The organism is Aliiroseovarius sp. YM-037 (genome assembly GCF_048060095.1).
Taxonomy (GTDB): Bacteria; Pseudomonadota; Alphaproteobacteria; order Rhodobacterales; family Rhodobacteraceae; genus JBLUOA01.
Genome location: NZ_JBLUOA010000009.1, coordinates 29,445 through 55,062, shown reverse-complemented (window position 1 = coordinate 55,062; position 25,618 = coordinate 29,445). Strand labels below are relative to the sequence as shown.

General features: G+C 59.2%; 34 protein-coding genes and 1 pseudogene. 25 read left to right on the top strand and 10 right to left on the bottom strand.

Annotated features, from left to right (window positions below):
- From ACEWPJ_RS18045 to ACEWPJ_RS18020, 6 genes and pseudogenes are all read right to left on the bottom strand, one after another.
- Positions 1–247 (bottom strand): annotated as a pseudogene (locus ACEWPJ_RS18045) (DUF411 domain-containing protein); the annotation flags it as partial.
- Positions 244–870: an SCO family protein gene (locus ACEWPJ_RS18040; protein ID WP_037210201.1), complete on the bottom strand. Its 627-nt coding sequence runs from the start codon at positions 868–870 to the stop codon at positions 244–246. The gene ACEWPJ_RS18040 and the pseudogene ACEWPJ_RS18045, both read right to left, overlap by 4 nt.
- Positions 870–1,331 carry a copper chaperone PCu(A)C gene (locus ACEWPJ_RS18035; RefSeq protein WP_052071533.1) on the bottom strand — a complete coding sequence of 154 codons (462 nt, stop codon included), beginning with the start codon at positions 1,329–1,331 and terminating at the stop codon, positions 870–872. Before ACEWPJ_RS18035 ends, ACEWPJ_RS18040 begins: the two co-directional genes overlap by 1 nt.
- 25 nt (positions 1,332–1,356) lie before the next feature.
- Positions 1,357–2,016, bottom strand: coding sequence for a DsbA family protein (locus ACEWPJ_RS18030; protein ID WP_037210200.1), 660 nt, complete (start codon positions 2,014–2,016; stop codon positions 1,357–1,359).
- Complete coding sequence (locus tag ACEWPJ_RS18025; RefSeq protein WP_416514352.1) at positions 2,013–2,438, bottom strand: disulfide bond formation protein B; 426 nt, start codon at positions 2,436–2,438, stop codon at positions 2,013–2,015. The genes ACEWPJ_RS18030 and ACEWPJ_RS18025 overlap by 4 nt, the downstream gene beginning before the upstream one ends.
- Positions 2,435–3,031: an SCO family protein gene (locus ACEWPJ_RS18020; RefSeq protein ID WP_416514356.1), complete on the bottom strand. Its 597-nt coding sequence runs from the start codon at positions 3,029–3,031 to the stop codon at positions 2,435–2,437. Before ACEWPJ_RS18020 ends, ACEWPJ_RS18025 begins: the two co-directional genes overlap by 4 nt.
- Positions 3,032–3,203: 172 nt before the next feature.
- Here ACEWPJ_RS18020 and ACEWPJ_RS18015 point away from each other — a divergent pair, with 172 nt between their 5' ends.
- From ACEWPJ_RS18015 to ACEWPJ_RS17975, 9 genes are all read left to right on the top strand, one after another.
- On the top strand, positions 3,204–3,632 hold the full coding sequence (locus ACEWPJ_RS18015) for a helix-turn-helix domain-containing protein (RefSeq protein WP_323804412.1): 429 nt from the start codon (positions 3,204–3,206) through the stop codon (positions 3,630–3,632).
- Between the two features lie 115 nt (positions 3,633–3,747).
- Positions 3,748–4,293 (top strand): c-type cytochrome, encoded by a 546-nt coding sequence (locus tag ACEWPJ_RS18010; RefSeq protein WP_299832016.1) that lies wholly within the window; start codon positions 3,748–3,750, stop codon positions 4,291–4,293.
- Between the two features lie 105 nt (positions 4,294–4,398).
- Positions 4,399–5,169, top strand: coding sequence for a transglutaminase-like domain-containing protein (locus tag ACEWPJ_RS18005; protein ID WP_200878986.1), 771 nt, complete (start codon positions 4,399–4,401; stop codon positions 5,167–5,169).
- A complete protein-coding gene (locus ACEWPJ_RS18000; protein WP_416514351.1) occupies positions 5,159–6,079 on the top strand; it encodes a cation diffusion facilitator family transporter in 921 nt (306 codons plus the stop codon). Before ACEWPJ_RS18005 ends, ACEWPJ_RS18000 begins: the two co-directional genes overlap by 11 nt.
- Complete coding sequence (locus ACEWPJ_RS17995) at positions 6,076–6,627, top strand: methyltransferase family protein (RefSeq protein WP_416514350.1); 552 nt, start codon at positions 6,076–6,078, stop codon at positions 6,625–6,627. Before ACEWPJ_RS18000 ends, ACEWPJ_RS17995 begins: the two co-directional genes overlap by 4 nt.
- A 221-nt stretch (positions 6,628–6,848) precedes the next feature.
- Positions 6,849–7,592: a hypothetical protein gene (locus ACEWPJ_RS17990; RefSeq protein WP_416514355.1), complete on the top strand. Its 744-nt coding sequence runs from the start codon at positions 6,849–6,851 to the stop codon at positions 7,590–7,592.
- Complete coding sequence (locus ACEWPJ_RS17985) at positions 7,477–7,989, top strand: isochorismatase family protein (protein ID WP_416514354.1); 513 nt, start codon at positions 7,477–7,479, stop codon at positions 7,987–7,989. The genes ACEWPJ_RS17990 and ACEWPJ_RS17985 overlap by 116 nt, the downstream gene beginning before the upstream one ends.
- 210 nt (positions 7,990–8,199) lie before the next feature.
- Entirely contained in the window at positions 8,200–9,027 is an 828-nt protein-coding gene (locus ACEWPJ_RS17980; RefSeq protein ID WP_416514349.1) for an NmrA family NAD(P)-binding protein, read from the top strand.
- Positions 9,028–9,093: 66 nt separating this feature from the next.
- Positions 9,094–9,597: a DUF1772 domain-containing protein gene (locus ACEWPJ_RS17975; protein WP_416514348.1), complete on the top strand. Its 504-nt coding sequence runs from the start codon at positions 9,094–9,096 to the stop codon at positions 9,595–9,597.
- Between the two features lie 439 nt (positions 9,598–10,036).
- Here the strand turns inward: ACEWPJ_RS17975 and ACEWPJ_RS17970 are convergent, their stop codons facing one another.
- The 3 genes from ACEWPJ_RS17970 to ACEWPJ_RS17960 form a co-directional block, all read right to left on the bottom strand.
- Positions 10,037–10,264 carry a hypothetical protein gene (locus ACEWPJ_RS17970; protein ID WP_416514347.1) on the bottom strand — a complete coding sequence of 76 codons (228 nt, stop codon included), beginning with the start codon at positions 10,262–10,264 and terminating at the stop codon, positions 10,037–10,039.
- Between the two features lie 169 nt (positions 10,265–10,433).
- Positions 10,434–10,691 (bottom strand): helix-turn-helix domain-containing protein, encoded by a 258-nt coding sequence (locus tag ACEWPJ_RS17965; protein ID WP_416514346.1) that lies wholly within the window; start codon positions 10,689–10,691, stop codon positions 10,434–10,436.
- Positions 10,692–10,815: 124 nt separating this feature from the next.
- Entirely contained in the window at positions 10,816–11,067 is a 252-nt protein-coding gene (locus ACEWPJ_RS17960; protein ID WP_416514345.1) for a hypothetical protein, read from the bottom strand.
- Positions 11,068–11,277: 210 nt separating this feature from the next.
- On the opposite strand from ACEWPJ_RS17960, the gene ACEWPJ_RS17955 reads away from it, so the two are divergent.
- The 16 genes from ACEWPJ_RS17955 (at position 11,278) to ACEWPJ_RS17880 (ending at position 24,294) form a co-directional block, all read left to right on the top strand.
- Entirely contained in the window at positions 11,278–11,631 is a 354-nt protein-coding gene (locus ACEWPJ_RS17955; protein ID WP_114276223.1) for a hypothetical protein, read from the top strand.
- Positions 11,632–11,674: 43 nt separating this feature from the next.
- On the top strand, positions 11,675–12,295 hold the full coding sequence (locus ACEWPJ_RS17950) for a lytic transglycosylase domain-containing protein (RefSeq protein WP_416514344.1): 621 nt from the start codon (positions 11,675–11,677) through the stop codon (positions 12,293–12,295).
- Positions 12,296–12,402: 107 nt separating this feature from the next.
- The gene (locus ACEWPJ_RS17945; RefSeq protein WP_037931816.1) at positions 12,403–12,687 is read left to right on the top strand and encodes a TrbC/VirB2 family protein; all 285 of its coding nucleotides are present in this window, start codon (positions 12,403–12,405) and stop codon (positions 12,685–12,687) included.
- Positions 12,680–12,958 carry a type IV secretion system protein VirB3 gene (locus ACEWPJ_RS17940; protein WP_012187324.1) on the top strand — a complete coding sequence of 93 codons (279 nt, stop codon included), beginning with the start codon at positions 12,680–12,682 and terminating at the stop codon, positions 12,956–12,958. Before ACEWPJ_RS17945 ends, ACEWPJ_RS17940 begins: the two co-directional genes overlap by 8 nt.
- Entirely contained in the window at positions 12,948–15,323 is a 2,376-nt protein-coding gene (locus ACEWPJ_RS17935; RefSeq protein ID WP_416514343.1) for a type IV secretion system protein B4, read from the top strand. The genes ACEWPJ_RS17940 and ACEWPJ_RS17935 overlap by 11 nt, the downstream gene beginning before the upstream one ends.
- Positions 15,320–15,487, top strand: a complete 168-nt coding sequence (locus ACEWPJ_RS17930) for a hypothetical protein (RefSeq protein ID WP_416514342.1) — start codon at positions 15,320–15,322, stop codon at positions 15,485–15,487. The genes ACEWPJ_RS17935 and ACEWPJ_RS17930 overlap by 4 nt, the downstream gene beginning before the upstream one ends.
- Positions 15,477–16,631, top strand: a complete 1,155-nt coding sequence (locus ACEWPJ_RS17925; protein ID WP_416514341.1) for a lytic transglycosylase domain-containing protein — start codon at positions 15,477–15,479, stop codon at positions 16,629–16,631. The genes ACEWPJ_RS17930 and ACEWPJ_RS17925 overlap by 11 nt, the downstream gene beginning before the upstream one ends.
- The gene (locus tag ACEWPJ_RS17920) at positions 16,631–17,440 is read left to right on the top strand and encodes a type IV secretion system protein (RefSeq protein WP_219436694.1); all 810 of its coding nucleotides are present in this window, start codon (positions 16,631–16,633) and stop codon (positions 17,438–17,440) included. The genes ACEWPJ_RS17925 and ACEWPJ_RS17920 overlap by 1 nt, the downstream gene beginning before the upstream one ends.
- Positions 17,441–17,454: 14 nt before the next feature.
- Positions 17,455–18,111 (top strand): virB8 family protein, encoded by a 657-nt coding sequence (locus tag ACEWPJ_RS17915; protein ID WP_036562862.1) that lies wholly within the window; start codon positions 17,455–17,457, stop codon positions 18,109–18,111.
- 2 nt (positions 18,112–18,113) lie between these two features.
- A complete protein-coding gene (locus ACEWPJ_RS17910; RefSeq protein WP_416514340.1) occupies positions 18,114–18,809 on the top strand; it encodes a TrbG/VirB9 family P-type conjugative transfer protein in 696 nt (231 codons plus the stop codon).
- Positions 18,806–20,185, top strand: coding sequence for a TrbI/VirB10 family protein (locus ACEWPJ_RS17905; RefSeq protein ID WP_416514339.1), 1,380 nt, complete (start codon positions 18,806–18,808; stop codon positions 20,183–20,185). The genes ACEWPJ_RS17910 and ACEWPJ_RS17905 overlap by 4 nt, the downstream gene beginning before the upstream one ends.
- 4 nt (positions 20,186–20,189) lie before the next feature.
- Positions 20,190–21,176 (top strand): ATPase, T2SS/T4P/T4SS family, encoded by a 987-nt coding sequence (locus ACEWPJ_RS17900; protein ID WP_416514338.1) that lies wholly within the window; start codon positions 20,190–20,192, stop codon positions 21,174–21,176.
- Positions 21,173–21,367 carry a hypothetical protein gene (locus ACEWPJ_RS17895; protein ID WP_416514337.1) on the top strand — a complete coding sequence of 65 codons (195 nt, stop codon included), beginning with the start codon at positions 21,173–21,175 and terminating at the stop codon, positions 21,365–21,367. Before ACEWPJ_RS17900 ends, ACEWPJ_RS17895 begins: the two co-directional genes overlap by 4 nt.
- Complete coding sequence (locus tag ACEWPJ_RS17890) at positions 21,364–21,777, top strand: hypothetical protein (protein ID WP_416514336.1); 414 nt, start codon at positions 21,364–21,366, stop codon at positions 21,775–21,777. Before ACEWPJ_RS17895 ends, ACEWPJ_RS17890 begins: the two co-directional genes overlap by 4 nt.
- Positions 21,778–21,789: 12 nt before the next feature.
- Positions 21,790–22,866, top strand: a complete 1,077-nt coding sequence (locus ACEWPJ_RS17885) for a type IV secretion system protein (protein ID WP_416514335.1) — start codon at positions 21,790–21,792, stop codon at positions 22,864–22,866.
- Positions 22,867–22,944: 78 nt separating this feature from the next.
- Positions 22,945–24,294, top strand: a complete 1,350-nt coding sequence (locus tag ACEWPJ_RS17880) for a hypothetical protein (protein WP_276155363.1) — start codon at positions 22,945–22,947, stop codon at positions 24,292–24,294.
- Between the two features lie 53 nt (positions 24,295–24,347).
- On the opposite strand, the gene ACEWPJ_RS17875 is transcribed toward ACEWPJ_RS17880, so the two are convergent.
- On the bottom strand, positions 24,348–25,613 hold the full coding sequence (locus tag ACEWPJ_RS17875) for a GIY-YIG nuclease family protein (protein WP_276155364.1): 1,266 nt from the start codon (positions 25,611–25,613) through the stop codon (positions 24,348–24,350).
- Positions 25,614–25,618 lie beyond the last annotated feature (5 nt).

Genomic DNA, 25,618 nt, shown 5'->3' with positions numbered 1-25,618 from the left:
CCTCGACCAGGCCCGTGTGACAGGACACCATGCGTTGCGGGACACCGTTGTCGAGCTTGAAGCGGACGAGCAGCCCAGCAAACATGTCCTCGCCCTTGGGTGCGAAGCCGTTCTCCTCGAGGTGTTCCATCCATGCAAGGCAGCACCCGCAGCCATTTGTCTTTTTGACGTCGATCGGTGTGGCTTCCGCGACCGCCTGAGCGGCGAGGCTGAGCGAAAGCATAGTTGCAAGCGTGAACAGCTTCATGACGTTTGTTCTCCGGTTGTTGCAAGAACGCGGCGGATCTTTGGCACCGCGAATTCTCGTGATTCATGGTAGTCGATGGTACCGGCAAACTGTCCCTCAGCATCGAACAGAAAAACGCTCGCTGTGTGGTCCATCGTGTAGTCGCCACCTTCAACGGCGACTTTCTCATAGCTTGCGCGGAAGCCTGCTGCGGCGCGTGCCGTTTCATCCAGCGTTCCGGTCCACCCCTGGATCGCTGGGTGAAAATAGCTGACATACTCTGCCATGGCGTCCACGGTGTCGCGCTCCGGATCGACCGTGATGAACACGACATTCATCTCCGCGACGTCGTCCCCAAGATCGTCAAGCCAGCCAGAGATATCCGACAATGTGGTGGGGCAAACATCGGGGCAGTATGTGAAGCCAAAAAACACCATGGATGGATTGCCCAGAAGCGACGCGGGTCCGACGGTTGCACCGCCTTGATCGGTCATCTGGAATTCCATCTGGGTGAGCGGCAAGGGTCGCTGAGCTACAGGTTCAGGCGCGCCAGGACCGTCCACCTGCCACCAGCCGATAAATAGCGTGAGCGCAAGCGCCCCGCTTATTGCGGCACCATAAGTGAAAAGGGTTCTTCGGTTCATCAACCCTCCGGCCCACGCGCTGCGATACCCAGAATGGGCACATCAACTGTCAACATCCCGCCATCGGCAAAGCGCAACGTCAGCGGAAAGGTTTCGCCTTCGACCATCTTCGTTTGCAACCGCATCAGCATGGCATGCATGCCACCTGGTTCCAGCGAAACACTTTCGCCCGCTGGGATGGTGATTTCACCGACTGGGCCCATGGAACTGACGCCATTTGCATCGGTCGTCGTCTCATGGATGTCCGGCATCATGGCGAGCGGCGTTTCCAACCCCACCAATGTTACCGGATCGGGGCCTGTATTGCGCACAGTCATGTAGGCCGCGCCCGGACGGTTGGTGCCGATGGACGCGCGAGCCCACGCGTCTTCGACCACGACGTCTTCCGACCCTGCAATTGAGGCTGTAGGGAGCCCGACCAAGATACTGAATACAATGCCAATGGCGGAAGATGATTTCATCGGTTTGTTCCTTGAAATTCTCTGGTCACGATCCGCTCGCCGCGACTTCCGCTGCAACAAGGGCGCGCAGCTCGTCAGCGCCAAAAGGATCGAGGGCCTTGCCGTTTACGAAGAAGGTGGGGGTCTGGCGCACGCCAACCGCCTCCACATCCGCGCGATCTTGATTGAGGACGCCAACGGTCTGAGGCGCCATCATTTGGGTTTTAGCAGCTTCCGGGTCCAGGCCAGCTTGCTCTGCAATCCCAAGGATCAGGCCGGGGGCCGGCGCACCATGTGACGCCCAACGCGGCTGATACTCGAGGAGCGCCTCTAGCACCGGCTCGAAGACGCCTTGCATCCGTGCGGCCTCAAGGACACGAATGGCTTCTTCTGAGCCTTCTCCGTGAAACGGCGTGTATCTCAGCACGACACGGACTGCGCCGTCATGTTCGGCCAATATGCCCTTCACAATCGGATGGAAGGCGCGGCACGCTTCGCAAGCCGGATCGAAGAACTCGACGATGGTGACAGGGGCCTCCTCCGGGCCGAGGATCGGAGAATAGGGCCGGGTTAACGCCTCTGCGATTTCGGGCTGGACCGGCTCGACTTGAGCCACCGGGGCAGGGCGGGATTGATACCAAATGGCGGCGGCAAAGATCGCAAGGCCAACGAGAAGGACCGATAGAACTATGGATTTGTTTTTCATTTGCGCTCCTCCTTGAGGGAGAGAATTGACAGGATCGCGATCAGCCCGAAGGCGGTTAACGACAGAAGCGGGATCGGCATGCCGAGAAAGACCTGATTGTCATCGGTGCAGGATGGACCGGTCGCCGTGCAGGGTTGGATGCGTTCCGGGAGAATTCCAGTATAAAGGCCCAGATGCCAGAGTGCGATGGCGGCCCCACCAACGGCGAGCGCAACACCGTAGCGACCGACTCGATGATCCTCCCACCAGAGACCGAGGCCCAGAATGACGGCCAGAGGGAACATGAAGGCGCGCTGGAACCAGCATAGATGACACGGAGCCTGCCCTAAAACCTCACCGATATAGAGCACGGCCAGGGAACTCCCCAAAGCGACGATCCAGGCGGCGGTCAAAGCCGTAACTTTTGACATCACCCGGCTCATATCGACATCCGCGCCTTTAGATCGGAAAGGATCTCCTCCGCTGGCGTGCCGTATGTCCAGGCCCCGACATATCCGCCTTGCGGGTCAAAGAGAAAGAGCTGGGAGGAATGCCCCATCGTATAACCGTCAGGGGAGGCGGCTTCCTCGATCTTCTCAAAGTAAACGCGGAAACTCTCAGACGTGCGTTTGATCTGATCGGGTGTACCGGTCAGCCCAATTATGTTTGCGTCAAACGCTGGGACAAATTCCGCTAGTTTTTGCGGCGTGTCACGTTCCGGATCAATCGAAATGAAGAGCGGCTGGACTTGGGTCGCATCTGAACCGAGTGCATCCATTACGGCGGCAACTTCGGCTAGGGTCGTTGGGCACACATCGGGGCAATTCGCAAATCCGAAGAAAACGAGCATCCAGCGTCCCGCGAAATCTTCGTCCGTCTGCACCATGCCATGGTGATCGGTCAGTTCAAAATCTGCGCGGAACGCAGGCTCACCCGTTCGCTGTTCGCCTTTGGAAGAAACTTGTAGCCAGACGAACCCCACGATCGCGATCGCGGCGAGGACCCATAGTACTTTCTGAAATACTGATAATCTCATTGCTAGAATTGCGCCTGACTCCATCCATTTTTTGAGCCTTGTAAATGTTCTAGTAGCTAGAGGTTCAAGCTGTTTCTTTACACAGAGACGGTGCGTCACGGACCCGTGATTGCAAGACTGGCTTGCGCATACCAATAGCTATAGCTACCAAAACTATAGATATGGAGGTTGCATGCTGACAATCGGAAACCTGGGAAAGAAGACCGGCACGAAGGTTCAGACCATCCGGTACTATGAACAAATCGGGTTGATGCCTGAGCCCGGTCGGACAGAGGGGGGACAGAGGCGCTACGGCGATGCTGAAGTCGACCGCCTGTCCTTTATTCGGCATGCGCGACAGTTAGGGTTTCCCCTCGAAGCGATCCGCGAACTTCTCGATCTCAGCGACAATCCGGATCGCTCATGCCATGAGGCCGATTCCATCGCGCGCCGGCAACTCAAGCAGGTCGAGTTGCGGATGGACCGCTTGAAGGCGCTGCGCACCGAGCTGAAGCGCATGATCCACGAATGCAGCGGGGGCAATACGGCCGACTGTAAGGTTCTCGAGGTTTTGCGCGATCACTCGGAGTGTCTGACTGATCACGATGAGATTGGCGCCTAAACTCTGCAACGCTGTGCATTCGCTCTTTGCCCGCAGTTGATCTGTCTCAATGACGTAGATCAGTTTCGGTGTCAGTTTTGTCGAGAGGAATTACCAACCATAGGAGCGACCCGCCATGAAGCAGAGAACATTTCTTAGTCTCGCCGTAGTCGCGGCAATTGGTGTCGGGTCAATTGGCGCATTGGCCCAACAGAATAATGGCGGCTGGTGGGGGCACGGTCGGATGAGTTCCGGCCAAATGGGGTCTGATCACATGCAAGGTTGGGGTTGGGGCAACATGGGGCCCGGACAACAAATGCGCATGCAGCGGCATTGGACGTACATGAACGAAGGGGTTCCCACAGCCTATCGCGGTGCCCGCAGTACGGTGCGGGGCACGGCACAGATCATCGCGGACGGTAAGGCGCTCTATTCGAATTCCTGTGCAAGTTGCCATGGCGCAAAAGGCCTCGGAGATGGTGAGGCCGGACGCTCTTTGGTTCCGTCCCCGGCTCTTCTGCAAAGATTCGTGCAAATGCCTATGGCGGGAGACGAGTACCTTCTCTGGGCGATCTTCGAAGGCGGTGAGCGTTTTGGAACTGATATGCCAGCTTTTGAAGAAGTATTAAGCGAAGACGACGTCTGGAAAATTATTGCATACATGCGCGCGGGTTTTCCGTAAGGCACTGCCTGACATTGACGCTGGATTTGCTAGCAAATTTGGTACTTGAAGCTACAGTAACTATAGCAATTACAACTCTCCTAAATCGAATCAAGGAGAGTGCCGATGACAATCGCTGAACCGTTACTTGCACCAACCCCAATCCTGAACTTCGACCATCCGTCGATTGCACGATTGGTCAAGGCTAGAGCTTGGAACACCCTGTCTACACATGATCGGATCGGGGCTGTCTACGATTTCGTGCGCAATGAAATTGCCTTTGGGTACAACCGCTCAGACGACATCTCTGCCACCGATGTGCTCGCTGACGGTTTTGGTCAATGCAACACCAAGGGCACGCTTCTCATGGCGTTGTTGCGCGCGGTCGGCGTACGCTGCCGTCTTCACGGCTTCACTATTCACAAGGCGCTGCAACGCGGTGTCGTTCCGGAACTGGTCTATCCCCTCGCACCGGAAGAGATCATTCATTCCTGGGTCGAGGTGGAGACCGAGACAGGTTGGGTCAACCTCGAGGGGTTTATTCTCGACGCTGCGTTCCTGTCATCTATCCAATCCACATTTTCCGGGACCCCCAGCCTTTGCGGATACGGGGCAGGGACTGATTCCCTGCAGGCCCCGCCAGTGGAGTGGACCGGCGGCGACACCTATATCCAGGAAACAGGCATCGTTCAGGACTTTGGTACCTTTAACGCGCCCGACGATTTTTACGTCAACCATCGGCAGTCGTTTAGTTTGGTAAAGGACTTGCTGTATCGTCATATCATCCGCCATTGGATGAATGCCCGCGTGCGCCGTATTCGGTCCGGTAGCGTACCGCAAATTCCTGGCTTGGCGTTGCCCAACCATAAACACGAAGAATCCCGTCATGCCTCATGATCACGGCCACGCGCATATCGATCCCGCTTCGGGGGACCGCCGTGTCTCCATCGCGATCTGGGCCAACGCGCTATTAACCGTTGCGCAGATCATCGGCGGGATCTTGTCCGGCAGCCTCGCTCTCATTGCGGATGCGCTGCACAATTTCTCGGACATGGCATCCTTGGTGATCGCCTTTGCTGCGCGAAAGATCGCCAGACGCCCCGCCGACGAACGCATGACCTTCGGCTATGGCCGGATCGAAGTCGTCGCTGCATTGATCAACTACACCACCCTCATCCTCGTCGGCGTCTATCTGATCTACGAAGGCGGGATGCGGCTCATCGAACCGACCGAGGTGGCCGGTTGGACTGTGGTGATCTTGGGCTCAGTGGCGCTGATCGTCGACACATTGACCGCCGTGCTAACCTACTCGATGCAAAAAAGCAGCGTGAACATCCGCGCTCTCTTCCTGCACAACCTGTCGGACGCATTGGCCTCTGTTGCTGTGATTATCGGCGGCTCCCTCATCCTGCTCTATGACATGTGGTGGGTCGATCCTACGATCACGATCGGTATCGCGCTTTACATCCTCTATCTCGCTCTGACTGAAATCGGCCGCCCGATCCGCATCCTGATGCTCGGTAGCCCGCCCGACGTCGACAATGACGCGGTTGTCGCTGCAATCAAGGACGTCGACGGAGTCCATGACGTTCACCACGTTCATCTTTGGCAGATGCAGGAGAATGAAGCGGCGCTGGATTGCCATGTCGTGACCGCTGATGGCGCATCCGGTGAAGGGATCAAAGCTGCCGTAAAGGCGCGCCTAGCCGAGGAGTTCGGCATCCGGCATTCCACGCTTGAATTGGAAGACCTTAAGAATGCGCACAATGGCGCGCGACTCTATGGGCATGAAGAGGCCGGACCATGATGGAATCTACGCTTCTCTTTCTCGGTCTGGGGCTTGCAGCAGCGACACTGGCTTCGATCCTTTGGTCAATCGCGTTCCCAGAGCGTCGTATCTGGCCGCCCCAGCACTACACAGCGGTCACGCCCATTCTGGTCTGGATGCCGACCTTCTCCTTATTCGGCATCCTCATTTTGCTTGGCGTCTGGGGGTGGGGCGATCTGGCAGTTCCAGGATGGCTGCGTTTCGGAATTGGGATGCCCCTCATCGTGATCGGCAATGTTGTCGTCTGGTCAGAAGTCGCCCATTTCGGGGTGCCCCAAACCGGCGGCGCGAAAGGCACGCTGAGGACCGCTGGCATGTATCGCTACTCACGCAACCCTCAATACGTGGCCGATATTGGCATTGTCGGTGGTTGGATGATCCTTACATCTTCACCTTCTGTACTCATTTTAGGATTAGTAGCAATCCTTGTTCTGATAGCCGCGCCCTTCTCGGAGGAGCCTTGGCTGAAGGAACAGTACGGGTCAGAGTTTGAAGCCTATGCGATGCGGGTGAGGAGATTTCTCTGACCCAATTTCAGATCGTGCAGAAGGTAGCGTTCGCAATGGTGCAGCAATTCGAAGATGCTGACAATCTATAGGACACGTAGTTATCTATTTAACATAAGAAAGATTATGCGACGAATATACTCGGTGTTGTGATAGTATATTATTGTATGTATACTGGGAGTCCCCTGCCAAGGAACCCAAGCATGAGTGTCTTCCTTAGAATCCGACTTATACCGTTGATTATGGCTCTTACATTGACGGGCATTTCGCTGCCTTCTAGCTCAAGGGCTCAAACGTATCCTATCGATTGCGCAATTCTTCTGTGCCTGTCTGGTGGTTGGCCGGCGTCTGTACCATGTTCCCGTGCGCGCGCCGAATTCATCCGGCGGATCACGCCCTGGCCTGTGGAACCGCCGCTGCAGATCTGGCGCTGTCCAATGGGCGCGTCCTACAACATCGAACGTCAGCCGAGCGAAACAGACCAAATCCTCGACGCCTTGTTCCGAACAGAAGATATTCGCCCACGCCAGTCATTCCCCACGACCCTTCACGCATCTCAAGCAATGACAAAAGCGGCCGTATTGAGCATGGACGAGACCCTGAATGAGTTCGTCCCCGTGGATCTTGCCCTGCGCCTCGTTCAGGATCGTGCAGACATCGACATCAGCGGACCGGAGTTCAATTTCGTGCGGTCTATCCGCGTCTTTGATGTTCGTTATGCACGGCAGCACGAATCCGGGCGAGACGGCGACTGCAACCGCAGTGCGGTGGTCGTCCTTGGCACCTATGGGACCCAAGGTGACTTCTCCTGGCAGAGATCTTCCACCGCCGCCCTCCCCTCGGCCCATGACCGGGATACGCGACTATTCCATCGCAGATCTCAAACACAACATCGTAGGCCTTGCCAAAGCTGCAAAGGCGCTTGGCTTACCGATTGTGACAACCACCACCTCGTCCCAGACGCTTTGGGGTCCTGCGATTCCTGAACTGCAAGAGGCCTTGCCCGATCAGACCTTCATCGACCGGACAACGGTCAACGCATGGGATGACCCACGAGTGGAAGAGGCCATTCGCGCGACCGGTCGGAACAAGCTGATCTTTGCGGGTCTTTCCCTCGAAGTCTGCGCCGCCTTCCCAGCAATGCGAGCCGTGCGTGAAGGGTTCGAGGCTTACGTCGCCGTCGATGCCAGCGGGACCTTCAATATGACCAAGCGCGAAACCGCTTTGGTTCGGCTGACCCAGGCCGGTGTTGTTGTGGCCGATGGCGCGAGCCTGATGATTGAGATCCTGGCAGACAACGCCAGCAATCAGGCAGGCGAGGTTTATGGCGCTTTGGGCATGGATTGGTCGATCCTCGTCGGCCAAGTCCGTGAGAGTGCGTAGCCATGCATCGCTCTCCCTATGCGCCCCGTAGCAGGTACTCGCACCGGGGCATGCAAATCCAATTTTACCGCATCTACTTCACATCGCTGTTCTGTTTGATCGCGATGGGATGGGCGGCGGCCCTGATTCTTTAAAGGCCGCAGCCACCACACCAGCACTTCAGCAACCAAGAAATCAGGGTGGGCCCACGGCTCACCACAGGAGAAAGCTATGTCTAACGAACCTATCCTCGTCATCGGCGCCACTGGCAAAACCGGCTCTCGCGTTGCAGCAAAACTGGAAGCTAAAGGCTTCTCTGTCCGGCGCGGCGCACGGCGATCCGAAACCCCATTTGATTGGGAAGATCAAAGCACCTGGGTCCCAATCCTGACCGGTGTCTCCAAGGCCTACGTCACCTATTTCCCTGACCTGGCCTTCCCCGGCGCAATCGAAAAGCTGGAGGCTTTCGCGAAGGTCGCCCTCGACAGCGGCCTACAGCACATCGTGCTCTTGTCCGGCCGGGGGGAACACTTCGCAAGCATGGGCGAAGAGGTGATCCGCAATTCCGGCCTTGGCTATACCATCGTGCGGTCCGCCTGGTTTGCTCAGAACTTTTCTGAAGGCTACCTGCGCGACCCAATTCTGGGCGGTGTTCTTCCCATGCCCGGCGGCGATATCGCAGAGCCGATCATCGACATTGATGACATCGCCGATGTGGTCGTCGCAGCACTGACCGAAGAGGGGCATCTGGGCGAACGGTACGAAGTCACCGGCCCGCGCCTGATGACATTCGCTGAGATGGCGGAGGTCCTGACCACCACCCTGGACCGCCCGATCCAGCACATCCCCATCAGTTTTGAGGACTTCCACGCCAACGTGGCCGCCTCTGGCGACACCTTCGTCGCCGATGTCTTCACTGCAATCGCGCGCGAAACACTGGACGGGCGCAATGCCCACACCGCGGACGGGGTCGAGCGCGCCCTGGGCCGCAGGCCTCGCGATTTCGCAGACTTCGCCCAAACCGCCATGACCGCAGGCGCTTGGCCAAGCGCAGCCTAACCCACACACACCGGGAGGTGGGTGGCGCAGGCCACCTGCCTCCTCTGAGAATAAGGAGCAAATGACATGTCCACCACGATTTTTTTCCTGATCCAATTCGCCATCCTCGCCTATGCCCTCGTCGGCGGCGTCTTTCTGGCCTTTTCTGACTTCTTGATGCGATCCCTCGCGCTCACTGGAGGTGCCAGCGGAGTCCAAACAATGCAATCTATTAACCGCGAGGTTTTCCACTGGATCTTCATGGTTTTCTTCATCGGCCTCGCACCCATCTCACTGTTCATCGCAGGCTACGGCGGTTGGGTTCTGGGCGGCCAGCCCGGGACGCTAATGCTGCTCGCGGGGATCATCTATTTTGTCGGATGTTTCGGCGTGACTGTGTTTTTCAACGTTCCGATGAATGAGGCCTTGGCCGAGATGGATGCCCACGTCAATGCAACACGGGCCTACTGGGAAGAAATCTATCTGCCACGTTGGACCTTCTGGAATTCGGTGCGCACAGTGGCTTGTGCGGTATCTGCTGCGCTGTTGCTGTTTGCCTTGCTGTGGGCCAACCAACTTCAACTGGCTTGACAAGATCAAGGAAGGCGGTCTCAAACGGGTCGCCTTATTCTAAACGCAACGCTTGCTCAAAGTAGCAAGTGCTGGAGCTCGCAGCCAAGTAAATCAGCCTATCATGGCCAGACCTATGTACAGCTGCGCTGCAGCGAACAACTGGCATCACCAGCGGCGTCTCCCGCTGTGCCTGAGGAGAGTCGAAAGCGGTTCTTGGAGCTCTGATTTCAAACGCTGGCTTCGCCTGGCGACTTGATCCGTGCCGTCTTGATCTTCGGCAGGCAACGAGCGAATGGCAGGTATTGCCGCCGCAGTGCAGCGCCATGCAATGGGCAGGTGCAGCGAACTCCATGTTGCGAGCGCGCGCAGCGAGAAAAATCAATGACAGAGTCGGGCTCTTTCGAGCCCTTCGCCGCAGATGATTCCAATGTCCGCTTCGACATCGCAGTGGCTACCCCTACCCCCTGCTGCGACGCCGAATTCTCTTTAAGCCTTCGAAGTCGATTTCGCGCTTCTCCGCGTTCTTCAAATCAGGCTGAACACCTGAAACCCGTTGCGGACCGCTGACGTCCCACCTCACCGCAAGCGCGCCTGTATTCCAGCGATATACCCAACCGACAACACTACGCATATCCGCCCCGATCAAATTCGCAATCGCGACGCCTTCGACCTCATCTTCGTTCACTGTTTACTGACTTCCTGCACTGTGGCGCTGCGAATTGCGGCGTGGGGTTGCAGAGCGTTCACTCCGACCGCGCGCCGGACTTCGTTGATTTTGGCTACCTGGTCCTCGATGAGGGAATGATCATCAGACCGGGAAAATGGGTTCCCGCGTTCTCAACAATTCATTGACTTCAAATCCTGTGGTCGGGCTCCGTGGCGGCTTCGACAATCGACAGGACTTCATCTTTATCAAAGCCAATGACCCTCGCGAGAACTGTGAACTCCACGACGTCGATACGACGCTCGCCGCTTTCGATGCGTGCCACAAATGACTGGTGGCGTTTGAGCTTCGCCGCCAACTGCTGCTGGCTGAGACCCGCATTTTGACGTGCATCAACCAACGCACGGACGAGCGCCAACTGGCCATTTGTTCTGATTGTTTTTGCCACGCGTCACACACCTTTTGTGACGTCGCTAGCGGATGAAATCTGTTATCTAAAAAGTAGATATTTGAGGGTGTTATCGGCGTCTGGTTTCCATGGGCTGCAAGTCTGATGCTCCCGAGGTTGCCCATCAATCCCCTACCAATTGCAGAAATCGGCCATAGTCCTCGCTGACTTCGCGCGCTTCCTCGAAGGCGCGGGCGCGCTCGCTGTCGAGGCAACGGAAGTAGCTCTGGATATCCTGGATGTAATCTTCGAAGTCGCCACGGATGATGTCCGAATAGTCCCGCGCTGCCTGCGAATCGCTTGGCATGAAAGGACGGGCCGGGGCGAAGCAGGATTCCGCCAAAACCAGTCCGGGAACGCAGATCAGAAGGACCATAGCTTGCAATGGGAGCAGGCATCTCAACCTTGGGTTTCTCAAACCTGTTATCTCCTTGATCGCGGACACTGGCCGTGACTAGTGTTTGCGTAACCAAACTACAGCTAAAGCACGATATTACATCTTGCGGTTGATAGTATACTATCGTAACTCTGGGCTTCAAGTGGGAATGCCTGGGGTCGCGCCATTGGAGAAAGCGTGAGCCGGGCCATGAACTGGGACATCGAAGCACCAAATGTGGTTACGGAAGCCAGGTTCCGCGAGCTCGTGGAAAGCGGCTATAGCGCAGAAATCCTGTGCCAGGAGTCGGCACATAAGAAAGGCCCCAGCTATTACGGGGTCTGGATCATGCGTGTTGTCTCTGATGATGGCGTGGAAAAGCTCCTCGTCACCGCCCGCACGCGGACGACCTACAACGATATCAAGATCCGCGAGTTCAAGACGATCTCCGGCGTGGTGTCTTTCTTCATTGGCCTTGGTTTTGCGCATGTCGACCTGCCGCTTGAAGCGGGGACAAGCCGGAGCCACAAGCTCGCCCCATCAGACAAGGCCGCTGACAACTAACCTCGTCTGTCTCTGGCTGGTCGCAGCGCCAGCCTCAGCGCAAATGGTCCTGATCATGGAGAGCGACGGCTCTCTGACCCCATCCCGGCCTCAAGACAGTTTTGCTCGTAACTATAACGACGGCGTTGGTCAGGGATCGACGTCCGACGGATTGGCCATTCTTGGTGAGACTGAAGCAGCGCCCAAACCTGACGCGCTAAGGTTTGCAGCGTTCGCCCAGCCAGCACCCCTGCCCCGCGCAGACGTTCTCTTGGGCATCGAGGCAACAGCCCTGCGCTATGTCGGCCATCCCGGCCTGCGCCGCGCGGGACTGTCCGTCACGGATTGGCTGGCTCTCTACCGGGCCAATATCGAGGTGGAAAGCGCCTACAGGCAGAATGCCGTCTCGAGCGCGGGCGCCGTTGGTCTGGGCCAATTGATGCCTGCTACTGCCCGAGATCTCGGTGTGGATCCTCATGACGCGCTGCAGAACCTCGACGGCTCCGCCCGCTACCTGACAATGATGCTGGAAAGCTTCGGCGATCCGCATTTGGCGCTGGCAGCCTACAACGCCGGGCCGGACGCCGTACGCCAGTACGGTGGCATTCCCCCTTACAGAGAAACCCAGAACCACGTGGCCCGCGTCATGGCTGTCGTGGCCCGATTGGAAGGATCAAATTCATGATGTCCCAACCTTTTTGGAAATCATTCCTCAAAACACTTATCGGCAATGTCACGAGAGCGCGCAGCGCGGCAGTGCATTGGCGATACCGCTTTTTCCAAACAAGTTGGATTTCAAACCTCTTTGTCGCCTCGCTGGCGCTATTCCTATTCATTGCCGAGCCCGCCCTTGCACAGAGCATCGATCTTTCCCCGATCCAGAGCTTGTTGCAGGGCATTGTCGATGCGCTGACCGGACCTCTTGGTGTGGTCATCGCCACACTCGCGGTCCTCGGCGTTTTCTTGAGCTGGTTCTTCAACATCATCGACCTGCGCCAAGCGCTTTGGGTCCTCGTGGGCATCGCTGGTGTCGCGGCTGCCCCCACCATCGTTGCCGCGGTCTTTGCCGGTGGCTGAGCGCGCGCCTCTCTTTCTCGGCCTCGTGCGGCCGCCCAAGCTTCTGGGCCTGCCCATCATGTATGCGATGGTCTGGCTCTTTGGCTCGGTGCTCCTGTTCGTCTGGGTCCAGCATATCGCGGTGCTGGGTGTCGCCGCCCTTCTCTATCCGGTGCTGTGGAAGGCCGCGGATTGGGACCCGCGTTTCATCGACGTGATGATGACGGCGCTGCAGGAGACGCCACCCACGCGCAACAGGTCCATCCATGGCGGGGACAGCTATGCCCCGTGATGACGCCCGTGATGCTGCGCTCGATGCCCGCACAATGACGCCGGACTGGTATGCGCGCGAGACCCGCCTCGCGCATATGCTGCCCTATGTGAGCCTCGTTGACGACCAGACCGTGCGGACACGGGTGAACGAGCTCTTCCGGTGCATCCGGCTCGAGGGGATCAACAGCTATACGACCGACGACGCCTATCTCGACAAGGTGACGGCGCTTTTTGCCCGTATCGTCGCGCAGCTTGGGCCAGAATTCAGTTATTACGTCCACAAGGTCTCAAAGGCCATCAAACCGGATCTGGACCCAATTCGTGAGGACAGCTTCGCGGGCGAGGTCGACCGGCGTTGGCGCGCCAAGCTCGAAACCAGCGGGCTCCGCGACAAGACGCTGACGCTCACCGTCATTCACCGCCCACCGCCCAAAAGCCTCCTGCCGTTCCTCAGCCGCAGCGCGCCAGACCGACTGAGGGAGGAGACTCGCAAACGCCTGCAGCGCCTCGGCGAGGCCGTGAACGTCTTCCTTTCGGGCCTCACCGAGCTCAAGCCGCGCCTGCTGTCGGCTGCATCGGGGGAATTGGTGGGGTTTCTGGGCGCGCTGAACACGGGCACCGAGCTGCCGCTCTACCCTGCCAATACCTACGGCTTTCTGTCCTTCAACGTCGCCAATACCCGGGTGACTTTTCACGGAGACCATTTCGAGCTCTCGGAAGGCGTCGTGGGCCATCGCTACGGCAAGAGTTTCACCATCGGGGAATACTCGGAAGGCACCTCCTGCACCATGTTCGACATGCTGAACCTGCCGGTCGACATGATCGTGACGCACTCCTTCACGCCGATCAATTCGAACCTCATGGCGGGCCGCATCAAGCGGCAAAAGCGGCAGATGCAGGCGAGCCAGGACGCGGCCCTCTCGCTCATGGAAGCCCTCGACATCGCCGCCGATGATCTCGAAGCCAAGCGCCAGAGCTTCGGCGAGCATCACATGGTCGTGACGCTCTTTTGCGACACGCTCGAAGAGCTGCAGACGCTCAGCGCCGAGATCGTGAACGCCGCCGCGACCGAAGGCGTGAAGATGATCGGCGAGCGGGTCGCCGCAAAGGCCCATTACCTCAGCCAGCATCCCGGCAACCAGCCAAAGCGCGTCCGCGCCAGTGCCGTCACCAATCGCAACTTTGCGGATTTCGCGGCATTCCACCGAACGCAGCTCGGCAAACCCGCAGCACTTACCCCCTGGGGCCGGGTCGTCACTTATTTGCCCACGCCGGAGCAGAGCGCCTACCGGTTTTCCTATCACGAGCAGGGATCGCCCGACAAAGAACCCACCAGCGGGCATACCCTGATCATGGGGCGGCCCGGGTCGGGCAAATCGGTGCTGTCGGCCTTCCTGATGACGCAAGCCCGTCGCGCAGGGGCGCGGGTCTTCGTCTTCGACTACCGTCTCGGTATGGAGATGGCGGTCCGCGCCAATGGCGGGCGCTACGCCTCCCTGAACGCCGGCCTGCCCACGGGTCTCAATCCGCTCTGGACCGAGACCGATGCGCGGGGCACCGCCTGGCTCTCGGACTGGCTTGCCACGCTTCTTTACCGCGCCGACAAGCCGCTCACACCGGCACAGACCAATCGCATCCAAGAAGTCGTGCGCCAGAACGCGCAGGCCTCCAATCCGGCCCTGCGGAACTGGCGGGATTTCGCGTCGCTTTTTGTGTCCACCGATGATGGCGGCGATCTGCACCAGCGCCTGCTCGAGTGGACCGAAGACGGCCGCTATGGCTGGATCTTCGGGCAGAGCCTCGAGGACACGTTCTCGCTCAAGGGCGATGTCGTGGGCTTCGATCTGACCGGCATTCTCGACAGCGAGGCCGACAAGGAGCGGATGGCGGTTCTCTCCTATCTTTTCCGCCGGGTCGAACGCGAGATCGAGGATCGCCGCCCCACCATCATCGTGATCGACGAGGCCTGGAAGGCGCTCGACAATGCGTATTTCGCCGAGCGGCTGTCGAACTGGCTGGTGACCGCGCGCAAGCAGAACACCGTCGCGGTGATGATGACGCAATATGCAAGCCAGCTTGAGCGCACCCGGACCGGCAAGACCATCGTCGAAGCCGTTCCGACGCAGATCCTGCTGCCCAATATCCGCGCGCAGCCTGCGGACTACGCCATGCTGAACCTCACGGAGAAGGAGCTCGACGTCCTTCTCAACACGGGCAGCAACAGCCGCCTCGCACTGATCCGCGACGATCAGGGCTCAATCGTCATCGATGCCGATCTGAGCGCCCTTGGACCCAATCTCACCATCCTCGGCGGCATGGAAAAGGGAGAGGCGCTCGTCGGCGCCGATTACCGCGACCGCCCAGATTTTTGGAGGCTTTCATGACTCGTACTTTGTTGCTTTTCGCCGCGCTTGGCGCGCTGGCCTCCTGCACCCAGTATCGGGAGCCGCAGGCCAATTGCTTTTCCTTTCTCGCCTCGACGGCAGCGACAGCCCAGGATTGCCACTTCGCACCGCTCGGCGCGCCGGAGGGCGACGTTGAAGTCTAGCCTGCCTCATATCCTCGCGTTTTGCCTGCTGCCCGGTCTCGCCTTGTCTCAAGGCGTGCCAACCAATGACACTGGGCTGACCGCGCGTGACATCGTCGAGACTGGCGATCGCGAGGCCGACTTGGCTGTTCAGGCCGACAAGCTTGCAGTGCGCGAACTCATCGCCGAGATCGAACGGGAGCAGCTGGAAACCCTCCGACGCATCCTCGATGCCCAGACCAGCTTCGGCGGTCAGGGCCTGCCCGCCATGGTCTCGGGGCTGGAAAGCGGCAGCGGGGATCCGGCCCGGTCAGTCGAGACGGTCTATGGCAATGCCGACATCGACCCCAATCCCGGCGGTGCGCAGATGTTCGGGGATGCGTCTGAGACCATCGAGCAGCTCATCATCCGCGTTGCCCAGGAAACCAGCGGCTTTGCGGGTGTTGGCCGCGCAGGACTCTCCCCCGTCCAATGGCGCGCGCTTCTACAGGCCCTCATCTGGCAGGAAAGCCGGTTTACGATTGGGGCACGGTCTCCCGTCGGCGCCTATGGTCTCACCCAGATCATGCCTGGGACGGCCAGCGATCTGGGCATCAACCCGGAATACTATGACAGCCCCTATCTGCAGGTGCATGGCGGCGCGCGCTATCTCGCGACCCAGCTCAGCACATTCGATGGCAACATCATCAACGCCCTCGCGGCCTATAACGCCGGACCCGGCCGGGTTTTCGAGTATGGCGGCGTGCCACCCTTCCGCGAGACCCAGCACTACGTGTCGGTCATCCCTGAACGCTACAATCTCTATCTAAGCCGTATCGGCGGGATCGATGCGCTTGGCACGATCGATCCGGCGCTTCTCGCCAATGCCAACCTCTCGCTCACGGGTCATGGGGCGGCCTTTTATGGCAGCAACTCACCAGCCGCGATCCGCCAAGCCGCCCTGCGCATTTCCGACATCGTCGAACGGATTTCCGAGACTGAAGACGTGCAGGAAAGCATCGCACTCAACACCTATGCCCGCGCCGAACTGGTGCGTCTCGTGGCCGCCCGCATCCGGCTTCAGGCCGCCCGCACCCGCGTGCTCTCCGCCGAAGAGCTGGCCCAGGCCAGCGCCCGCATGGCCGAAGGCGCGTTCATGGATTTTACGATCAGGGAGATTGAATGATGGGACATCTGCTCTTGAGGACAGCTTTGGCCACGACACTTGGCGTTGGCTTGCAGTTCAGCGCCCTACCCCCTGCCGCAGCACAAGGTGTACCGGTCGTCGACACCCAGAACATCGCGCAAAACATCCAGCAGCTGCGGCAGATGATCGAGGACGAGATTCTGCAAAACGAGCAGCTGACGCAGCTCCGCGAACAGCTTGCCACGCTCACGGACCAACTCGCGGAGCTGCAAAGAACCTATGAAGCGCTCACCCGACTTGCCGAGCTTCCCGAAATCATCCGGACGGAAATGGAAGACGAGTTGAACGGTCTGCTCGACCAAGAGTTCGGGGACATCCTCGCCACGATTGAGGCGATCAAGACTGGGGATTTCTCGGGCCTCTCGGGCTCCGGCGCAGGCGAGATCGAAACTCAGATGGACCGGGTGCTGGCCGATCTCGGCTTCGATGAAGACACGCTCTCGGAAATGGCCACCAGCGGCAATCCCGGGGCCAACCGTGTGGCCACGCAGGCAACAACCGGCGCACTCGTCTCAGCCGCCGCCCAGAACAGCTATGAAGATGCCGGCCAGTCGCTCGAGCGCGTCGACCGCCTTGTCGGGCTCATCGACGACATGGAAGAGCTCAAGCAAAGCGTCGATCTCAACACGCGCGTGACCGCGGAGGTCGCCATTGCGCTGGTCGCCATGTGGCAGCTCGAAGCCATCCAGACCGTGGGCGATGGCACGGGAGGCGTGATCGATGCCGCCACCATCGCCGAAGAGCAGCGCTTCATGGATTTCACCTTGCCGGACCTGCGGGCCGAGTAATCGCGGGGGCATGAATGGTGGCGACTGAACAAGAAATCATCGAGGAAGAACTGGTCTATGGTGCCCTGCGCCGCGAACGGCTCTGGCAACGCCTTGGCCTGATGGGCCTTGTCTTCGGTATCATCGGCTGTCTGAGTGCCGCGGCTGTCTCGATCCTCGATGTCGACCCGCCCCCCGTCGTTGTCCCCTATGATCCCGCCACCGGCTTTGCACTCCCCGAAGCCTCGGTAGGCGCCTCCTCGGTGACCGCCAACCAGGCGATCATCGAGGCGGAGGTCTTCCGCTACGTGACCGACCGCGAGGTCTATAACCAGCTCGACAACGATCTGCGCATCCGCAGTGTTCTGCGTCGCTCGGATGGGGCCGCTGAAAGCGGGCTGCGTCAAATCTGGAACAGCGCCAACGAGAATTACCCGCCGACAGTCTACGGGCCGAACGCCCGGCTCGACGTGGAAATCCTCAGCATCAACCGGATCGGAACCAACCGCGCGACGGTCCGCCTGCGCAAGCGCCTGACGTCCATTAACGGCACCCAGACCGGCCTCTTCACTGCGACGCTTCTCTTCGAGTTCCGCCCGGAGACCCGCCGCTCCATCGATGAGGTCTGGACCAATCCATTCGGCTTCACCGTCCTCGAATATTCCATCCGCTCCGACAGATTGGAGAACTGACGTTGTTGTTTTTAAGATCTCTTATTTTTGTCATTGCCCTGTTGCCCGGCCTCGCCTCTGCCGAAGCCATCCCGCGTGGCGGTCCCAACGACAGCCGCGTGCGGCTGGCAACATATCAAGAAGGTCAGGTCTACCGCCTCAGCGTCTCGCTCACCCATGTGACCACCATCGAATTCGGTGAGGGTGAAAGCATCCGCTCGATCATCGCGGGCGACACCGAGGGCTTCGAGATCGATGGCGTGCCCGGAGGCCAGGCATTTGCAATCAAGCCCGTTGCGCGCGGTGTCCATACCAACGTGACCGTCTACACGAACAGGCGCAGCTACTATTTCAACGTCGAGGAGGTCCGCAGCCCGACCTTCTACGTGGTGCAGTTCCGCTATCCGGACGACGCTGCGCGCCCGACCCGGGCCATCGCGGCCCAAGCGCCGAACTACAATTACGGTGCCAGCGCGCGGACCGAGTTCACGCCAACGCGCATCTGGGATGACGGGACGTTCACGTATTTCGAATTCTCACGGAACGCGCCGGTGCCCGCGATCTTTCGCTACGCCAATGGCCGCGAGCGGACGGTCAACACTCAAGCCACCGAGGACGGCGTGATCCGCGTCAGCGGCGTAAACCGCCAATGGGTCCTGCGACTTGGCGAAGAGGTGGTCTGCATCGAGGCGACGCCGCCTGCGGGGGTGGGGTCATGAGCGACACCGGAAACGCAGACCTCGAAAAACGCCTCGCTGCCCTCGAACAAGGCAAGGGCGCAGGTTTGCCCCCTGCCCCACGGCGCTCACCGCTGCTCGCACTGGTCGTCGTCCTCGTGATCGGCGCGGGAGGTGCATTGCTCTATCTCCTGTCCCAACCCGAGGAAGAAGAAGCCTTGCCAACGGCCACACCGGACGTATTCCAAAACGAAGGGGACGGCTTTGGCGCCATCGAAACCCTTCCCCCGCCCGAGCCTGAGGTGGTTCTGGTCGCACCGGAACCGGTGGAACCGAATGCCGAGCTCTTGGCTCAGCTCGAAGCCCTGCAGGCCCAGATCGAGGAATTGCGCAACGCCCCTGAACCGGTCGTCGAGGAAGACACCGCCGCCGCAGAGGCGATCGACGCGCTGACCGCTCAGATCGCTGCGCTCCAAGCCGCCTCGGAAGCCGCACAGCAACGATTCCAGGACGAACTGACGGCGCGGGATCGCAGCCTTGAGCAACTCCGCACGGATCTGGAACTGGCCCAACTCGAGGCCAACCGCCCCCTCCCCGCACCCACAGGGCCCACCGAGGACGAGTTGCGCGCGCGGGAAGAAGAACGGCTGCGCCGCGAGGAAGAAGCACGACGGCTCGCGGAACTTGAACGCCGCGCTACTGAGGAGCGTGCGTTTCAGGAACGCCGGATCGCCTCGCCCACCATCGCCTTTGGCGGCACGTCCGGTGCGAATGAGACGGCTCTGACCGAACGCACTTTTGGCGAGGTGACGGATTTTGTGCTGAACGGCGCGCTGCCGACTTCGGTGACGCAAGCCGAGGTCATCGCCAACCCGTCCAATACCATCATCCAGGGCACGATGATCCAGGCCGTCATGGAAACCGCCCTCGACAGCTCCCTGCCCGGCCAGACCCGGGCCGTTGTTTCCGAAGACGTGTTCAGTGTCGATGGTTCCCGCCTCCTGATCCCACGCGGATCCCGCCTGATCGGGCGCTATCGATCCGGCGTCGATATCGCGCAGCGCCGCGTCACCATCGCATGGGACCGGATCATCCTGCCCGATAATCAAACCATCCAGATCAGCTCCTTCGGGGGCGATGAACTGGGTCGCTCAGGTGTGACCGGCTTTGTCGATACGCGCTTTGATGAGCGCTTTGGCTCGGCAGCGCTGATTTCACTGATCTCCGCCGCACCAAGCGCCGCCGCCGCAAATGTCCAGGACGAAACAGCCGCGGACGTGCTCGAAGACGTGGGCGATGATCTAGCGGATGCCACGGACAGCGTGATTGGCGACTATCTCTCCATCGGCCCCGTCATCTATGTCGACCAGGGCGCGCGCGTCACGGTCATGGTCGACCGCGATCTGGAGATATTCTGAGCCCATGTCGCTGAGCTATCTCGAAACCTCGCTCGACCGGATCAACGCCGCCGCCCGCGACGATGTCATCGAGATCTGCATCAACCCTGATGGCACCTGCTGGGGCGAATTCCAGGGCGATCACTTCATGCGCGCGCTGGACCAGAGGCTGACCGGCGTTCAGGTCAGGGACCTCGGCAACCAGATCGCCTCATCGGCCAATACCACGATGAGCAAGGACCGCCCCATCGTCTCGGTCTCGATCACCTACAAGGGGCGCCCGATCCGGGCACAGGTCATCACCCCGCCCGCCGTGCTCTCGGCCATGTCGATCAGCCTGCGGTTCTTCTCAAGCCTGCCGCTTGACGGGATTGCGCTTGATTTCCTCTTTGGCAAGGAACGCAAGCTTGAAGAACTCCGCCTCGAGAAAACCCACGAACTGCGCGAAGTGGTGGCCGCGGGCGTGATCGACGATGCGCTGGCCTTTTGCGTCGACAACAAGCTTAACATGATCGTCTCTGGTGGCACCTCCACCGGCAAGACCGTGGCTGCGCGCAAGATCCTCTCGCACGTGCCATCCGAGGAACGCATCGTCACCATCGAGGAAGCGGCCGAGCTTTTGCCAACCCAGCCAAATGCCGTGACCCTCATCGCCAATCGCGACGCGGAATTCCAGTCCGCCGATGTGCTTCTCACTGCGACGCTGCGCATGCGCCCCGACCGGATCATCCTTGGCGAGGTGCGCGGCAAGGAGGCCATGACCTTCCTGGAGGCGATCAATACCGGCCATGGCGGCTCCATGACCACGCTCCATGCCGAAACCCCGCAACTGGCCGTGCAGCGTCTGGCCATCGCCGCGCTGAAGACCGAGATCCCGATGACCTATGCGGACATGATCCAGTATATCGAGAATTCCATCGACGTGATCATCCAGGCCGGTCGTCATGACGGCAAACGCGGCATCACCGAATTCTACCTCCCCGGCACCAATGAGATCGGAGCTTCCCAATGAAAACCTTTGAATACGATATCCTGTCCTTTCCCATGACCCGCAAAACCAGTCTTGCCGACATGCAGGCCAGCCTAAATGTGAAGGGGGCAGACGGGTGGGAGGTCGTGTCGATCAGCTCCTCGGAATTCGCCAACGTGGGACACACTGTCTTCCTGAAGCGCGAGACCACACCCGCCAGAGCCACGGCATGAGGCAGGCGGGCTGTACCCTCGTACTGACTGCGCTGGTCTTGGGCCTGACGTCGGCACCCGGCTTCGCTGAGCGCAATCTCGTGCCGACCCTCGAGCGCAGTTTCGACGTCTGTCCAGACCGGCCCGCTGAACCCATGTGGATGCAGGAGATCCCCCTGCGCCAAGCCTATCAGCGCGTGTTGGTTCAAGACATCTACCGCGCCCAGAATCTCGAGCGCATCGTCGAGACCGAAAGCTGCGACTGTGAAACCCGGTTCCCCTCTTGGGACGCTGCCGAGGCGGTGTTTCGGGAAAGGTACGCGAGTGACGAACGATGGGAGATGCTGCAAGCCTCGGATGGCTACAACCGCCGCGCAAACGCTGCCCGCCCTGCCGCCAAGGCCATCTGCGACGCCGCGGGCAATTGGTAAGGCAGCCCCGTCATGAGCGTCGTCACCTATTTCGTTGAAACCTCCCAGGGCTATCTCGACACCGCCGCAGAAACCCAGTTCGGGTCGGTCGCGGTAACGGTCGGCACGCTTCTCGTCCTGGGAACAACGCTCGTGGTGATCCTCGTCTTCCTGAACATGATCTACCAGTACAAAGCGATGGACGGGCGCACGGCCTTCTGGCTCGCGGTCAAGATCGGGTTGATCGGAATATTCGCGACCAACTGGGTGCAGTTCAACGCCCTCTCCTCCGCTATCCTGGCCGGGATCGACAGCATTGCGGGGGCGCTCGTGGCTTCGGTCGGTGGTGGAACTCCTGGCCCTTCTGGAACTTTCGCCGAAGAGTTTGACCGGCTGATCGCGGAACTAGGGGACTATCTCAACGCCGCCGGGTCTGAGCTGAACTGGATGGCCGGCGCCATGCTCGACATTGTCGGGGTCCTCTTGCTCTCGATCCTGGGCGGTTTGGCCGCCTTTATCCTCGTGGCATCCCGCCTGATGATCGCACTTCTGATCGGGATCGCACCGGTGATGATTTTCCTGACCCTCTTCGAGGTCACCAAGGACTATTTCGCGCGCTGGCTGTCGGCGCTGGTTTCCTTCGCGCTCTACCCCATCGTCGTCGCAGGGGTGTTCGCAACAATCACAGGTGTATCATCCGCCCTCATTGGTGAACTCGGCGACCCGGAAGGGGCCTCAAATATAGGCGCGCTCATCCCCTTCTTCATGATGGTCCTCATGGCCAAGGGCTTCATCATCGCCACGCCGTTCATCGTTCGCGCAATCTCAGGGAACATCATGATGCCAGCGCTGTCTGGGGGCTTGGCAGGAAGCTACAGCTTTGCGCGCGCTGCGATGGGCAATCAGCAGGCTTACAATCGGTATCTTGTTGGTGGTGCCAGTGGAGCCGAATATGCAGCACTCAGAGCACGGCAGTTCTTTGGGGCCCAACAAATGCCGCAACGGCCGGGAATGGCAAATGTGACACCTGCAGGGGGCAGTCCATCCACCGGAACCGGATCGCAAATGATGGCGCAGCTGGCTCGTTTGGGAAGGTTGGGGAGGCGTTGATGAGGTTTTTTTCTGCGACGCCGTTGAACAATGAATGAGCGAGGGTCCCATAAGCATTCGCCAGTAAAAACGGTACCATTGGAGCTGGTCCAAGCAGTCCTGCGCTCAGCAATCAATGGAAGATCTGTCGGGCTTGAAGAGGCAATACGGACCCTGGATTGCGATGCCCATCATGCTGACCTCATCTTGCGCCAGATGGCCGAGGCTGGGTACTTGGAGCCTGCCGACATCTTTGACGGTTTGTTTTATTGGCAGCTAACGCCGAATGGGACTCGCCTCGCACTGGAACCCAAGCGAAAGCGTATCGGGCGCGATAAGGTTCAGACCATCATTGCTGAACTTCTCGCCCGGGCTAAGGTCATCAACGGCGATCCCGATCGCCTGCAGCGCATCACCTTGAAGCTGTTCGGCAGCGCGCTTGAGGAGCGAGACGACTACGGTGACGTCGATGTTTCTATCGCGTATCTACGACGCCAGCTGAGCGATATCGAACGTGAGCGCATCGAAAACGCACTGAAAGCCCGCCAAAGCAATTCAGATCGGCAAACCTTTCAAGGGCGGCTCATGGGCGCGGAACGTCAGGATACGCGGGAAATCATGGCGTTCCTGAAAAAGGGTCTGCCACATCTTTCGCTCATGAATGATGATCCTAAGGACCTCGGGACACCGTACCGTTGGCTCGTCGACCACGACGTGAAAACAGACAGGCCAGTGGATGTTCCTGACGATATCGTTCGACCCAACGCTCCCTCAATTCTCGACCAACACCCGAGCAAACCGCTACCGCCCATTACTATGATTGAAGCCCAACACAGAGCCATTTCTGCGAATACCAAAGTTGCGATTGATGACATGCACATAGGTTTGGAGGACGCAGCCGCGCTCGAAGAGCAAATGTGGTCTCCAAAGGTCACACGCGAAGGCAATTTCGTTGCTAACGACATCAGAAGTGAGAAGCGGGTCAAATTCGCCGGGTTTCAGCACTTATGTCCGATCTGGAAGAAAGACCTAGGCGGCGTAGCGATGTTGAAGGAAGCCCTCGACTGGTGCGATGAACATAAGGTTTGGGTCAGGGACCTATTTCCGAGAGTTTCAATCCAACGGTCCGACCGGACACATATCATACGCCTCGGGTGGGGCCATGACCTGATCTATTTCAATGTCGGCGGTAAATCGACAACTGGGAGCCTGCTTCCTATAAATCGGACACGCGTTTCCAAAATTGACTTGGCCGGCGCTTATGCGGTCGGAAGGGCACTTTCGAAGATGTATGATGAAAGCCGGTGCGCGAAAATGCCATGGTTCAGCGCTGACATTTTGCTTCCGTTAGTCGAGATAGACAGGCTCCCGGATTTCCCGCGGCTGCATAAAGCCGGCGCGTTCAAAGAAGGCGCGTTTCAAGGCCTGCGGGAGGTCACCTTCTTCTGAGCTCGGATCACGCGCCCTACTCCGAACGAACCTGTTTCAATAGAAAAGCACGCCTAAGCGCCCGGCTCCACCTTGACGATCAACTGGCGTTGGCTGTCGTACCTGTACTCATGCAACCTGCGTTCTTGAATGAGCTGAACGGCTTGGCTCACATGCTCAGGAAGCACGTAGAACCATTCTCGAGGATGGACCGCCTTGCCGAACCGGTCGGTGATCACAAGACCCTGCGGCCGCGCGACATCAAAAAAGCGATGCAAAAGGTCTTCGACCTTCATGCGTTCCAGATTGTGCAACTCATAGGTGGCGACAATTTCGACAGGCGCGAGCAGGAAAGTTGGGTCGTTTTTCGCATCGGCAATGCGCCGCCGGACATCCTGACTGGTCACACCGACCTTGTGCAGGATCTTTGATACTTCTGCGATTTCCGGGACTCTGGACAGGCTTCGCGCCACATACACTGTGCCGGTGACCGCCATGCTATCCTGATCCCATTCTGGATCGAGCCGGCCAAACCCAGCCCTTTCGACAATCCGTGCGGTCTTATCTGCTGCGAGCGCTTTGCGAAATGAAGATGATAGAGGATCGTTCTCCATGCCATTGGAAAAGATGATCCGTAAACGGTGATCCGGCTTACCGCTCCTGCGCGAAAGTTCCGTTTTTTCGGCGACATAGACCAGAAGGCCGCGATGGATGAAGAAGTCGCCTTCGTAGACCGTGATCTCGACATTGTCCTGAACCGGGAGAACCTTTCGATCTCCGGACTCGAGCTTCGACTGCATCTCGGCAAAGCCGCCTTCAAAGTGTTCGAAATCCGGACACGGGAACATGTCGGCCCGGTGGTCAGGCAACTGGCGTTCTGAGGCTGGCGTCACATAACGGATGTTGAGAACCGCGTCATGCACGTCGAGGTCATCATCGCCGAAGATGTCGTCAAGGCTTGCTGGAACGTCCTCGTCGGCAACGTCTTCGCGCCAATCGGGCTCAGGCACGGGCGGAGCCTCCGTTTCGACAATGGTTGCGGTCGGTGCCACTGGATGGCCATGCCCAAGAAGCCGGTTCCGGTCTGCCTCCATCATCGCTGCCGTTGGACTGGTCCGGATCGATCGCCAGATCGTACCAAGTTTCATCTCTTCGAGGTCCAGGCTGTTGTCGTCCGGAATCCGGCCGTTCGACTCGTAAAAAGCATTCACCTGCGAGACGATCTCGGCATTGCGGGCGTCTGGCGTTGCCGCCGCGCCGCGGTTCCGCTCCTTGATATCGAGCAGCCCGAACTCATCCGGCTCGTCGAAGATTTCATCGAGGGATCGGTAGCGCGGCATGTGGC